The organism is Agrobacterium sp. DE0009, from assembly GCF_007680755.1.
GTDB classification, from domain to species: Bacteria; Pseudomonadota; Alphaproteobacteria; order Rhizobiales; family Rhizobiaceae; genus Agrobacterium; species Agrobacterium tumefaciens_B.
In genome coordinates, this window is the sequence record NZ_VEIU01000005.1 from 203014 (window position 1) to 215745 (window position 12732).

Below are 12732 nucleotides of genomic sequence, written 5' to 3' on the forward strand. Positions count from 1 at the left end.
GTCGCGGCTATAGAAATTCACATGGATACGGATGGAAAGACCCTTCGCCGCGGCTGGACCACGGGAACCTGCGCGGCGGCAGCCTCGAAGGCGGCCTGCGCCGCCCTTCTGACCGGCGAGTTTCCTTACCCTGTCGAGGTCGAACTTCCAAGCGGCGCACGACCTGCATTTTCCCTCGCCACCGAGGAAAGGGGTAAAAACTTCGCCCGTGCAGGCGTGATCAAGGACGCGGGCGACGATCCCGACGTTACCCACGGTGCGTTGATCGAAAGCACGGTGCGGCCGGGGAGGCTGGGAAGCGGCGTCACTTTCAAGGCAGGCAAGGGCGTCGGTACCATCACCCGTCCGGGCCTGCCGCTGCCGCCCGGGGAACCCGCTATCAACCCTGTACCGCGACGGATGATCGAGGCCGCCATTCGCGAGGTCGCGGGAGACAATGCCGATTTCGAGGTGGAGATCTCCGTCCGCGATGGGGAGCGGCTGGCTCAAAAAACCCTGAACGGCAGGCTCGGCATCGTTGGCGGAATTTCTATCCTCGGCACCACGGGTATCGTCATTCCCTTTTCCTGCTCGGCCTGGATTCATTCCATCTGGCGCGGCATCGACGTCGCGCGGGCAACCGGCTGCACTCATCTTCTCGGCGCTACCGGCGATACCTCCGAAAAAGCCGGGCAGGCGCTTTACGATCTGCCGGAAACCGCGCTGATCGACATGGGCGATTTTATCGGCGGCATGTTGAAGTATCTGCGCAGCCATCCGGTCGAGCGGGTGACGATTGCGGGTGGCGTTGCAAAGATGACCAAGCTCGCCCAAGGGATGCTCGACGTGCATTCCAAAAAGGGTCTGGCTGATCTTGATGCGCTGGCGGAACTGGCGACAGAAGCCGGGGGGGACGAAAATCTCGCAATGGCCATCCGTGAAGCCAACATGGTCGCGCATGCCTTTCAGCTGGCAGACCGGGCCGGCATAGACCTCGGCGCAATTGTCGCGGAAAAAGCGTGGGTGACTGCGGCGGCAGCGCTGAAAACCCCCGCCATTGCTCTGGATATTCTTGTATTCGATCGTCAGGGTGCACTGAAGGGGCGCACCGCCTCCACACCGTCGCATCAGTCCGCGGCATCCTCCTTTGGAGACCGGAACCGCCGAACATAATCGGCGCTATAAAGCGCACTTTCGCGAAAATCCGTCGCGGCAAGTCCGCGACCGACGAAGATCAGCGCGGTGCGCTCCACCGGCTCGGCGGCGAGCTTTCCCTCAATATCGAACAGCGTTCCCCGGATAATGCGCTCATCCGGCCATGACGCGCGAACGACGATGGCGACCGGACAATCGGAGCCATAAAGCGGTGTCAGCTCTTCCACCACCTTGCCGATAGCATGAATGGCGAGATGGATGGCGAGCGTCGCGCCCGTTTGGCCGAAAGCCTTCAGCGTTTCACCGTCAGGCATTTTCGATGCGCGCCCTGAAATACGCGTCAAAACAAGGCTCTGCGCCACTTCGGGCACCGTCAGCTCCCGCTGCAGGGTGGCGGCGGCGGCGGCAAAAGATGGCACGCCCGGCGTCACGGTGTAGTCGAGGCCAAGCCGCTCGAGACGACGAATCTGTTCACCCATGGCGCTCCAGACGGAAAGGTCGCCGGAATGAAGCCGCGCGACATCCTTGCCAGCTTTTGCAGCAGTCACGAATTCCGCCTCGATCTCATCGAGCGAAAGAGCTGAAGTATCAACGATACGGGCACCGGTCGGGCAATAATCTATTAGCGCTTTCGGAACCAGCGAGCCCGCATAAAGGCACACCGGGCTGGCCGCGATAAGATCGCGTCCGCGTACCGTGATGAGATCCGCAGCGCCCGGACCAGCGCCGATGAAGTGAACGGTCATTCTTTTTCTCCCTCTTCGATGGCGCAACCATTCTCGGTTAAGACACCATCGGTCGTCGCCATCGCCACTGTTATGTTGCCAGCCACGAGACGCGGCGCGACCAGCCTTGCATTCTTTCCCGCTGCGGCAAGCGCTGCCGCTTCACTGACACTGGGCGAACCGGAATGATCGAGGCTCGCACGCGATTGCGTGAATGTTTTAGATGCAACGGCATCCAGCCGCGCCTGCGGGATGATTTTCAGCGGCAGCGACAGGCGTTGGGCCGCCTCCACCAATCCGGCCTCCCCGGCTTTGAGCGGGGCCGATGCCAGACACTCGGCCGCCATGCCAAAGGCGTTTTCCGCAACGCGGATGGCGGCGACGACGGCATCGGCGCTCACGCCCTTGCGACAACCTATGCCGGCCACGGTCACCATGGCTTGACCCAGCTCCACTGCGTCACCGGCATTGCCGGGCGCCAGCCCGACATGGTGCCGACGGGCGTGACCCGCGCCACGTCGAGCCGGATCAACGAACCGCCAAGCCGGGCATGGGCGGCAAGCAACATGGCTTCCATCTCCAGCGTCACCGCATTGGCAACCAGCCGCCCGCCGGGCTTCAAGGCCGCCCGCGCAGCGTCCATCACGCCCGCTTCACTGCCGCCGCCGCCGATGAAGATCGCGTCCGGCGCGGGCAAGCCTTCAAAGGCTTCAGGGGCCGTTCCGATCAGGACTTCGAGCCCCGGAACACCGAAGGCCTCAGCATTGCGGGCCACACGTTCGGCCCTATCTGGGTGCTGCTCGATGGCGATAGCGCGAAGCGAGGGGTGCGACAACATCCACTCGATGCCGATTGAGCCTGAACCGGCACCTACATCCCACAGCAATTCGCCCCGCCGGGGAGCGAGTGATGACAGTGTCACGGCTCGAATTTCACGCTTGGTGATCTGCCCGTCATGTTCAAACAGGGCGTCATCGAGACCGCGGCCAAACGGCAGGACACGCGCACCCTTGGCCTCGACAACCTCAATCGCGACCACATTCAGCGGGTCTATGTCTTCAAGGGCGAAATCGGCCGCCCTGACCTGCCGCCGCTGCTCTCGCTCTCCGCCGAGCGCTTCGAGCAAGATGAATTTCGATTGGCCGAAACCGAGGTCAGACAGCAAATTGGCAATCAAAGCCGGGGCATGCGCGTCAGACGTCAGGGCAATGATGCGCGCACCCGCATGGAGATGCGGCCGCAGAAGATCGATGGAACGACCGTGCAACGAAACGCACTCAGCTGATTGCAGGGCCCAGCCAAGCCGCGAAGCCGCGAGCGAGAAGGCAGAGGGCGAGGGATGGCAAACCGTCTCGTCAGCCTCAATTTGCCGCAAAAGTGTGACGCCGACCCCAAAAAAGAACGGATCGCCTGACGCTAGCACACAGACTCGCCTGCCGCGCAGCGCAACGACATCGCTTACCTCAGTATCAAACGGCACCGGCCAGCGCTGAGCTTCACCGCGAATAGCCGCGGCTGCCAACTCCAGATGGCGTTTGCCGCCGAAAACCACCTCGGCCGCTTCAATCGCCGCAATCGCCTTGCTGCCCAGTCCTGTCAGCCCATCTTCACCTATGCCGACGATGGAGAGCCACGGCTTTTCTTTCTTTTCTTTGGACGCCCTATTTTTTATGGAAGCTCGTCCCGTTCCGGAATATTCAGACATCATGACACGCTCCATACTCATCCTTGGCGGCACGGCGGATGCCCGGATACTGGCAGGCCGGCTGGCGCAGGAATCCGGTTACCGTATTCTGCTCTCCATGGCTGGCAGAACACTTTCGCCTGTCGAACAGCCGGTGCCGATGCGCAGTGGTGGCTTTGGTGGCGCCGGCGGTCTTGCGGATTTCCTTCGCAGCGGGGGTTTCGACATTCTCGTGGACGCAACTCATCCCTATGCGGCGAGAATTTCCGCCAATGCCGTTGAGGCGGCGCGGTTCGCCAAAGTTCCGCTTGTCGTCCTTTCCCGGCCTGCCTGGCAGCGCCAGCCGGGTGACATATGGCATGAGGTGAGCAGCGTCGAACAGGCTGTGGCGGCGATCGGGAGCGAAAGCAAACGCGTGTTTCTGGCTTTGGGACGGCAGGAGCTTCTTCCTTTCGAAGCCGCACCCCAGCACCATTATCTCATCCGCAGCGTCGACCCCGTGGATCCGCCTTTGATCCTCCCGCAGGCGCGGTACATGACCGCGCGCGGTCCCTTCGCGCTGGAGGATGAAATCCGCATGCTCGCCGAGAACCGGATCGACATTCTGGTTTCGAAAAACTCGGGCGGCAGTGCGAGCTATGGCAAGATCGATGCTGCGCGGCGGCTGGGCCTGCCCGTGATCATGATCGAGCGGCCGCAGCAGCGAAGCGACCCATCCACGAGTGCCGTCACGGTGTCGGACATTCCCGCTGCGCTCACCGCCATTGCCCATCATCTTTCTCTTTTCGAAGAACGCGGTGAATAAACGAGCAGGTCCTTGCCGGGACGTTCAATCAGCCGGGTTTCCACCGAGCCAACGATGATACAGGTGGCCATGTCAGCCATATCGCTCGCCGCATCGATGAGCGGCACGACGCGGATACGCTCGTCTTCCCGACCAGCGGCACGGCCGAAGATAACCGGCACCGACCCCGGCAAATGCGCCCGCAACAGATCAAGGGCGGCGGCAAGCTGATGCGGCCGGGCTTTGCTAACGGGATTGTAGAAGGCCATGACGAACCCGGCTTCCGCCGCCGCGATCAGCCGTTTTTCGATAATGCCCCAGGGTTTCAGATTATCCGACAGCGATATGGCGCAGAAGTCATGTCCGAGCGGCGCGCCGGCCCTTGCCGCAACCGCGAGCATCGCCGTCACGCCCGGTATGACGGAAAAATCGATCTCGCGCCATTCGGCTGGCCCCTTTTCAATGGCCTCGCAGACCGCAGCCGCCATGGCGAAAACACCGGGATCACCGCCCGAAACCACGCAAACCTTGCCGCCCTCGGCCGCAAGCCGCAGAGCCTGCTCGGCGCGGGAAATTTCCTCTCGATTGTCGGAGGCATGGCGACGCTGGTTCGGCCGAAGCGACAGCCGCTCGATATAAGGAAAATAACCGAAAAAATCCTCGGAATCCTCGACGGCAGCGAGCGCTTCCGGCGTTATCTGGCCCCGATTGCCTGGGCCAAGACCGACGACGACGAGCCTGCCCGTCATGGCTTTTCACCAGCCAAGGGTCTTGTTTTCCACCCAGGAACCAGAACCAGCGAAAAATATGGCGCAGGCGATGCATCTCGATCGACAAGCCGCACCGCATGGCTGTTGGTCATGGTGCCACGCTCGACGTAAAGCGCGTCGTCGAGTTTACCGGCCTTTTCCAGCGCCCGGCGGATTTTCGGCAAATTGCGTCCGACCTTCATGATCACCGCCCCATCCGTGCCGGACAAGCGGTCCGTCAAGACGTCTTCGCCGAGCGTGCCGGGAAGCACGCTTAAAATGTCGTCGCCTTGCACCAGCGGCAGTCCAGCCATGGACCAGCATCCCGACATGGCGGTGATGCCAGCCACGACCTCCGCGGGATAAGACGGCGCCAGCCGTAGATGCAGGTGCATATAGGAACCATAAAACAGCGGATCGCCTTCGGAGAGCACGGCAACATTGCGCCCGGCCTCGAGATGCAGGGCAATATCCTTCGCCGACTGATCGAAAAAAGCCGCGATCGCATCCCGGTATTCCTCACCGTTTTTGTCGCTTTCGACGGTGACAGGGTAAACCAGCGGCATTTCCAGCGTGCCGGGACGAATAAAAGCTTCGACAATGCCGCGACCGTTCCCGCTGCTTCCCTTTTTGCAGAAAAAGGCAAGAACATCGGCATTTTCGATGGCCCGCACGGCTTTCAGCGTCAAAAGCTCGGGATCGCCTGGACCGGTGCCAACGCCAACAAGCTTGCCCACGGGGCGTTCGAGAAGTGCCGCGCTCAAAGGCCTGCCCTCGCAACCGCGTTGATCGCAGCGGCGGTCATGGCCGAGCCGCCCAGGCGCCCCTTGACGATAGCATAGGGAATAGCGAGCGAACTTGCCTCCAGCGCGTCCTTCGATTCTGCCGCACCCACAAAACCAACGGGCATGCCAATGATGGCCGCCGGGCGGGGAGCGCCATTTTCCAGCATCTCAAGGAGATAGAACAGCGCAGTCGGCGCATTTCCGATAGCGACCAGCGCGCCGTCCAGCCTCTCCGCCCATAGATCAAGTGCGGCGGCGGACCGTGTATTGCCGATCCGTTTTGCAATCTCGGGCGTGCGCGCATCGCGGAGGGTGCAGACAACCTCATTGCTTGCCGGGAGACGGGCGCGCGTCACGCCGTGGGCAACCATTTCCGCATCACAGAGAACAGGTTTGCCGGCTCGTAGAGCACCGCGTGCAGCGGCGACGAAATCCGGTGAAAAGCGGAAGTGGGCTGCCGCTTCCACCTGCCCACAGGCATGGATCATGCGAATGGCGATATCTGCCTGTTCATCGCTGAAGGCGGACAAATTCGCTTCTTCACGGATGATGGCGAAGGAGCGCTCATAGATCGCATTGCCGTCGTGAATATAGTCATAGTGGGTCATCAGTCATCCTGTCGAAGCGCCGCAACGATTACCCCTTTGCCCCGCCGGGCAAGAAAGGCAGCGGCGTTTTCTCCGGGCTTATGTTCTTTTTCGTAAAGACGGGCAAGTCGCGAAAGCGCCGTCCTGCGATGCTGAAAAGGCAAAATGCCGTGAGGCAAGTCGCCGGCACGGCCCGAAATGGAAAATGCCAGGCCTTCGGCGTTGCCGGAAAGTGTCAGAAGCGCCGTTCCGGGATGCGCACATCCCTTGCCGCAGCCGGAAATATGAAGCGTGAAAGAGCCATCCAGCAGGGAAGGGCATTCTTCAGCCGCAAAGGCTGCAAGCTCATGGGTCGGAAAGAAAGCAGACCCGCATCTGGGTGCCCCCGCGCACACGGCAACCGAAGAGCGCGCGTCCCGAACAGCAGTGATAAAACCCGTCTCGCGCGCCACCGCAAGCAAGTGGCCGCAGGCCGTCACAGGACCGAAGAATAGCAGGTTATGGTTCGGCGATGGCCGCAACGTTTCGATACCGAGCGCATCAGCCTGCTCGCAGAGCTTCGCCAGCTCGGAAGCCGGGAGTTGTCCGAAAGCAGGGGCTATACCCAAACCAAAGCAATCCACTGCCGTCGTCATCAGTCCCAGTGGCATAGACTTATCAGCGGTTTCATCGGCAACGTCCACATCCAGCAGGCAATCGCCACAGATCGACCTCATCGAAGCATGATCCAGATCGCGGCCGCGGGCAAGCGGTCCTCGGGCAGCCAGATGGACAAGCAGGGAGACGACGACATCCGCCGCCGCTTGCGTCTCCACCAGTCCCACTCTCGTTGCCGTTGGCTCCGGCCCGCCGAGCATCAATTGCCAGAGGGTTTTGCCGCTGAGCGATGCTGCCTTCAGGCGAATATCGGCGACCAAACCGCCCATGGGCAGGCGGCCGCCCCCATCAACGACAACCGACATCTTGGCGGCAAGTTTTTCATGAAGTCGAAGCCTGCCAGCCTCTTGCCGAATTGCTGCGGCGAGCGGGCGGGCATCGATAACTTCCGTATCATCCCGACCGGCGAGAGGCGAGGTCTCTACCGCAAGTCCGTGACGAAGCGGCAGGTCCAGCGCCAGCACGTCCTTCTCCAGCGCAATCGCACTGTCGGGCGTCAGACCGCGAAATTGCAGACCGCCGCGGGCGGTGATGTCGATCAATCCGTTGCCATGTCGCTCAGCAAGTAGGCAAAGCGCCGTCATCTCCCGCGGGGAGATATCGGCCTCAAAAGCAATTCGCGACAAAAGTCCGTCGCCGGTCCGCATGGGGGCGGAAAGGGCGGGGCAGACCCCACGGCGGCGAAACGGCTGAACGATATCGGCGGCGACGGCCATCAGGCCTTTCTCCTTTCGGAAAAGGGCAGGATCAGCATCTCCAGTTCGGCATCAACCGCATTTCGGCGGCTGTGCCACAACCCACGACGGCGTGCGGATAAAAAGCGTTCTGCCATGACCCGCGCGGCTGTCGGGTTTTCCCGCAGAAGAAAGTCGCGCACGGCTTCGTCACCCAAATAGGCGTCATAGAGGGATTCGATCAGAGATGAGGACACGACATGCGTCGTCTCCGCAAATCCGATCAGACGGTCGACGGTTTCAAGCAGTTCTGCGGCCCCCCGCGGCCCATGCCGCATCTGGCCGGCGATGAAGCGCGGGTTGACGGCGCGTGCGCGCACCACCCGCGTCAGCGCCTGGGAGATCGTCCGCGCACGCGGCCGGGCCGGGTCGGTCGTATCCAACGCGACGATGTCGGCAATATCTCCGAGCGCAGCCTTCGCCGCGGAAAAACCGCCGATGAAGGCGACATCGGAAGAACCGTCGAGCAGATCCCGACCGGGATCATCGCCGGTGTGAACGAGAAGATCGGCCCGGCGCACCAACTCGGTAAAGCCGGCATCTTCAACGATGTCGAGCCCATCGGCGCCGCCAAAAGCATGGTTCGCAGCCTCGAGATATGCCCGCCCCAGCTCCTCGCGTTCATCCCAGGTACCGCTCGCCAATTTTTCCTCGATACCGGCGCCATAGGTGCCGGGCGCAGAACCGAAGATGCGCGGGGGAATACGCCCGAGTGCCGCGGCCTCTTCCGCCAGAGGATTATCGCCCGGCGCTTCATCCCGGCGCGCGACTGTTTTGGCAGCGGCGTCGAGAAGCGCGATCAGCGCTGGAAACATATCGCGGAACAGGCCGGAAATGCGGAACGTCACATCAACGCGCGGTCGCCCGAGGCTGGCAGGCGGCAGAACCTCGATACCGGTCACGCGGCCGGTCGCGGGATCATGCATCGGACGTGCCCCCATCAGATGCAACGCCTGCGCCACATCTTCGCCGCCGTTGCGAAGACTGGCGCTGCCCCAGAGATCGAAGACGAGGCTTTTCGGCCACTCACCATGGGTTTGCAGATGATGACGCAATATCTCTTCCGCTGCCATTTTACCGAGTTCAAATGCCGTCGGCGTCGGCATGGTGCGGGGATCAGCGGCATAAAGGTTGCGACCGGTAGGAAGCACATCAAGCCTTCCGCGCGCGGGTGCACCGGAAGGCCCGGGCACGATATGGCGGCCGTCGAGCGCGGCAAGCAGGGCGGCTTTTTCCGATTCGGCGCTCTGCCACCTCAAAGGATCGGTCTCATCCTCGTCACAACGTCCGAACACATGCTGGCCGTCCTTGATCGCGAAGTCCTTGAGGTCGCATAGAAAGGCATCGATGCGCGACAGCGCCGCATCCGGATCATCCTTCGCGGCCACACCCGCATCGGCCGCAAGCCCGGTCTCCAGCGCCTTTTCAACAATCAGTTTTGCCAGCCGGTCACGCCGGCGTCGATCCAGCCCGTCAGCCTGCGCATACTCATCGACCAGTTGCTCCAGCGCCGACTGCTCCGGCGAAAGCCCGGCATTGACGAGCACGGGAGGAACATGCCCGATCGTTACGGCCGCGATCCGCCGCTTTGCCACCGCCGCTTCACCAGGATTTGACACGATGAAAGGGTAGACGACAGGCAATGAGCCGGTGACGATTTCGGGGAAACAATCTCGCGAAAGCGCCACCGTCTTGCCAGGCAACCATTCCAGCGTGCCGTGCGCACCCACATGGACGATGGCATGGGCATCGGCCACCCGCTGCATCCATACACCGAAAGCAACAAGGGCATGCCGGGGCGGGAGCGCCGGGTCATGATAATCCACCCGTCTATCCTCATTGCGCCCGCGGTCTGGCGCCAGCGCCACAATCACATTGCCGAAACGGGCGGCCCGAAACCGAAAAGCGCCTTCCCTCAACCCCTCGTCATCGCCTGCAGCGCCCCACGTTGCAGTAATTGAAGCGGCGGCTGCCGGCGGTAGTCCGGAAAGAAACTCCTCATAAATGGACAGATCGACCGTAGCTTCCTGCGCGTCGACCCGTTCGAGCAGTGTTCGAGCCGTTTCGGGAATGTCCTCCACCGCATAGCCCGCCTGCTTCAGATCGCGCAATATTTCGAGAACGCTTTGCGGCACATCGAGACCGACGGCGTAGCCGGTTCGCCCCGGCGCGGCACCGGGATAGTCAGGCATCAGGACAATGATCCGGCGATCCCGAGCAGCAGCACGCCGCAAGCGCAACAAAGCGGCAATGCGGTTTGCCACTTGTTCGACACGGTCAATCTCGGGGACATTGATCAGGCTGGTGCCACCCATGCGCGCCTGTTTGAATGAGATCGCACCGGCGAGGATCCGGCCATCCAATTCCGGCAGGACCACATGTATCGCAAGATCGGAAGGGTTCAAACCGCGGGCGTTTTCCGCCCAGCCATCCCGTCGCGTCGTTGCCATCACCACTTGAAACACCGGAATACCCATCCGGTCGAACAAGGTTGCCCCTTCATCATCCGTCTGACTGGCAAAAGCGGTCGCCGCAACGATGGCGGCGGGCGCGATATCGGGCAACACGGTCCCGAGAAAGCCGGTCGCCTCGCGATCCTTCAGGCCGCTGACAAAAATCGGAACGGGCGCAAAGCCACGGCGCGACAGCGCCTCGTATAGGGCATCCACGGGCGCGACATCATTCGCCAAAAGCATGGAGCGATAAAAGAGAATGGGCAGAAACGGCGCGCCGACGGCAAAGCCGGCACAGGCTTGCAACCTGTCCACCACGCCTGAACCCGGGCGGTAAAAACCGACTCTTGGCAACGGTTCGGCCATGATCTCCGGCCAAACCCCACCCCTTGCTAGGGCAGCAAGACCGGCGGCAAGGCGGCGCATATTTTCCTGCCCGCCCTCGCGGAAGAACGAAAGAGCGGACACTAAAATGTCTTGACCGACGCTTGAAGCAACCTCCAGTTTTTCGTCCCGCTCGCTGCATTCGCCCGGCAGGAGCAGAAGCCTGATGCCACGTCGCCGCGCGAGCATGGAAAGCTGGTCGACGCCGTAACGCCAGCGCTCCGCGCCGCCGAGAATCCGGATAAGGATGACGCGCGCGTGCTCCGCCGTCTTTTCGATCCACAGATCGACCGACATGGGATGCCGAAGTTCGGACAAGTTGGCGCAGGAGAGGGTGGTCGACGCTTCCTCCGCCTGCCGCCAGGCCTGTTCCAGCCCTGCCAGATCGCTTGCTGAAAAAGACAGCATCACCACATCTGAGCGAGGCTGGTTGAGGTCAACCGGCTCTATCAGGTCGTCTAGAGACGATGATGTGGTGGCAAGAATATGCATCTAAAGCATGTCCATCAGACGTCTGTCGCTGCTTGCGCCCAGATAAATGCGTGTGTCAGGCAGCCAGCATCTGCTCGATCTTCTCACGGTTGATGCCCTTTTCGCCGATGACGACAAGGCGGCTGCGGCGCTCTTCACCTGCGGCCCACGGCCGATCGTAATAGTGGTTCACGCGGCTACCGACGGCTTGCACCTGCAACCGCATCGGCTTGGTGGATACCTCGATGAAGCCCTTGATACGCAGGACATTCTCAGCCGCTGCCGTTTCGGCAATGCGGATCGCCAGGGCTTCCGGATCGGTCACGGCAGGCAAATCGATGACGAAGCTGTCGAAGTCATCATGCTCGTGGTCAAGTTCGCCGTCATGGTGGGTGCGGCGGTTTTCAATATCGTCTTCGACGGCAAGGCCAAGGCCGATCAGCACGGCAGGGTCGATGGCGCCATTGGAGGCCATGACGATCTTTGCCGCCTTCGGCAGATGGTCGAGAATATGCGCCTTGGCCTTTTCCAAGCCAGCAACGTCAAGAAGATCAGCCTTTGTGAGCACGATGAGATCGGCGCAGGCGACCTGATCCTCGAAAACCTCTTCGACAGGGTCGTCGTGGTCGAGCGCTTCGTCATTGGCGCGCTGGGCGGCGAGCGCCTCCATGTCGTGAGCCACCTGGCCCTCGGCAAGCGCAGCCCCATCCACCACGGCCACCACGGCATCGACAGTAACCCGGCTCTTGATGGCCGGCCACTGGAAGGCGTGTACCAGCGGCTTGGGCAAGGCGAGACCCGAGGTTTCGATGAGAATGTGCTCCACCTTCGGCTGGCGGCTGAGGATCTGTTCGATCGCAGGCTGGAAATCATCCGCCACCGTGCAGCAGATGCAGCCATTGGCCAGCTCGACGATGTTTTCCTCGGGGCAGCTTTCAATGCCGCAGCCTTTGAGGATTTCGCCGTCAATGCCGATGTCGCCGAACTCGTTGACGATGATGGCGAGCCGCTTGCCGTCAAGTTTTTCGAGAAGGCCGCGCAGCAGCGTGGTTTTGCCAGCCCCCAGAAAGCCGGTAACGATGGTGCAGGGAACGCGGTCCAGAAGGGTGCTCATGATCTCTCCTCGGTAAAATCGAAAGGCGGAATGCGCGCGACCATGCCGCGCTTTAAGGATTCGGGGCGGCCGCGCCACGGCATCAGGCCATCGGAGGCGGCAGCAAGCAGTTTCGCCCCGGCCAGCAAATCATCAGCGCCGTCGGTTGTCAGCCCGCCAAAGACGTAGGACCAGCCGTTGGCGCTGCGCAGCACGGCGCTGAGGCCGCGCTTGCAATTGGCAAGGCAGTTGACGGAACGAACGGTGACACCCGCTTCCTCAGCCTTTGCCATGACGGCTTCGACGAGGCGCGAACCCAGGCGCGGTTCCGCATTGGGATCGGCTTCATCACGGCAGCTTCTGCAAATGAAAACGGTCACGCCGGGCGCCGTTTCGTCCTGCGAATTTCCGCTGGTGGAAGAAGATGTCGCTGAAATATCCAAGCCGTATCGTTTCCCGCGCCTTGCAAAAATCTTGGGGTGCGGATGTCGA

At 61.8% G+C, this 12732-nt stretch carries 12 protein-coding genes; 2 read left to right on the plus strand and 10 right to left on the minus strand.

What is annotated here, in order from left to right; genetic code table 11:
- Positions 1-21 precede the first annotated feature (21 nt).
- Complete coding sequence (locus tag FS804_RS18360; protein ID WP_063951523.1) at positions 22-1152, plus strand: cobalt-precorrin-5B (C(1))-methyltransferase; 1131 nt, start codon at positions 22-24, stop codon at positions 1150-1152.
- Here the strand turns inward: FS804_RS18360 and cobM are convergent.
- From cobM to cbiE, 3 genes are read right to left on the minus strand one after another with little or no spacing between them, the layout of a single operon-like run.
- Positions 1107-1880 (minus strand): precorrin-4 C(11)-methyltransferase, encoded by a 774-nt coding sequence (cobM, locus tag FS804_RS18365; RefSeq protein ID WP_144578334.1) that lies wholly within the window; start codon positions 1878-1880, stop codon positions 1107-1109. The genes FS804_RS18360 and cobM overlap by 46 nt on opposite strands.
- Complete coding sequence (locus FS804_RS18370; RefSeq protein ID WP_144578336.1) at positions 1877-2296, minus strand: cobalamin biosynthesis protein; 420 nt, start codon at positions 2294-2296, stop codon at positions 1877-1879. The genes cobM and FS804_RS18370 overlap by 4 nt, the downstream gene beginning before the upstream one ends.
- Positions 2290-3567 carry a precorrin-6y C5,15-methyltransferase (decarboxylating) subunit CbiE gene (cbiE, locus tag FS804_RS18375; RefSeq protein ID WP_144578338.1) on the minus strand — a complete coding sequence of 426 codons (1278 nt, stop codon included), beginning with the start codon at positions 3565-3567 and terminating at the stop codon, positions 2290-2292. Before cbiE ends, FS804_RS18370 begins: the two co-directional genes overlap by 7 nt.
- Here cbiE and FS804_RS18380 point away from each other — a divergent pair.
- Positions 3566-4348 carry a cobalt-precorrin-6A reductase gene (locus tag FS804_RS18380; protein ID WP_144578340.1) on the plus strand — a complete coding sequence of 261 codons (783 nt, stop codon included), beginning with the start codon at positions 3566-3568 and terminating at the stop codon, positions 4346-4348. The genes cbiE and FS804_RS18380 overlap by 2 nt on opposite strands.
- On the opposite strand, the gene FS804_RS18385 is transcribed toward FS804_RS18380, so the two are convergent.
- The 7 genes from FS804_RS18385 to FS804_RS18415 are packed head-to-tail and all read right to left on the minus strand — an operon-like array spanning position 4315 to position 12683.
- On the minus strand, positions 4315-5076 hold the full coding sequence (locus FS804_RS18385) for a precorrin-3B C(17)-methyltransferase (RefSeq protein ID WP_144578342.1): 762 nt from the start codon (positions 5074-5076) through the stop codon (positions 4315-4317). The genes FS804_RS18380 and FS804_RS18385 overlap by 34 nt on opposite strands.
- The gene (locus tag FS804_RS18390; RefSeq protein WP_144578343.1) at positions 5073-5840 is read right to left on the minus strand and encodes a precorrin-2 C(20)-methyltransferase; all 768 of its coding nucleotides are present in this window, start codon (positions 5838-5840) and stop codon (positions 5073-5075) included. The genes FS804_RS18385 and FS804_RS18390 overlap by 4 nt, the downstream gene beginning before the upstream one ends.
- A complete protein-coding gene (locus FS804_RS18395) occupies positions 5837-6469 on the minus strand; it encodes a precorrin-8X methylmutase (protein WP_144578345.1) in 633 nt (210 codons plus the stop codon). The genes FS804_RS18390 and FS804_RS18395 overlap by 4 nt, the downstream gene beginning before the upstream one ends.
- On the minus strand, positions 6469-7821 hold the full coding sequence (gene cobG, locus FS804_RS18400; RefSeq protein WP_144578347.1) for a precorrin-3B synthase: 1353 nt from the start codon (positions 7819-7821) through the stop codon (positions 6469-6471). Before cobG ends, FS804_RS18395 begins: the two co-directional genes overlap by 1 nt.
- Positions 7821-11168, minus strand: coding sequence for a cobaltochelatase subunit CobN (gene cobN / locus FS804_RS18405; RefSeq protein WP_144578348.1), 3348 nt, complete (start codon positions 11166-11168; stop codon positions 7821-7823). Before cobN ends, cobG begins: the two co-directional genes overlap by 1 nt.
- Before the next feature lie 55 nt (positions 11169-11223).
- Positions 11224-12261 carry a cobalamin biosynthesis protein CobW gene (cobW, locus tag FS804_RS18410; protein WP_144578350.1) on the minus strand — a complete coding sequence of 346 codons (1038 nt, stop codon included), beginning with the start codon at positions 12259-12261 and terminating at the stop codon, positions 11224-11226.
- Positions 12258-12683, minus strand: coding sequence for a DUF1636 family protein (locus FS804_RS18415; RefSeq protein WP_144578352.1), 426 nt, complete (start codon positions 12681-12683; stop codon positions 12258-12260). Before FS804_RS18415 ends, cobW begins: the two co-directional genes overlap by 4 nt.
- Positions 12684-12732 lie beyond the last annotated feature (49 nt).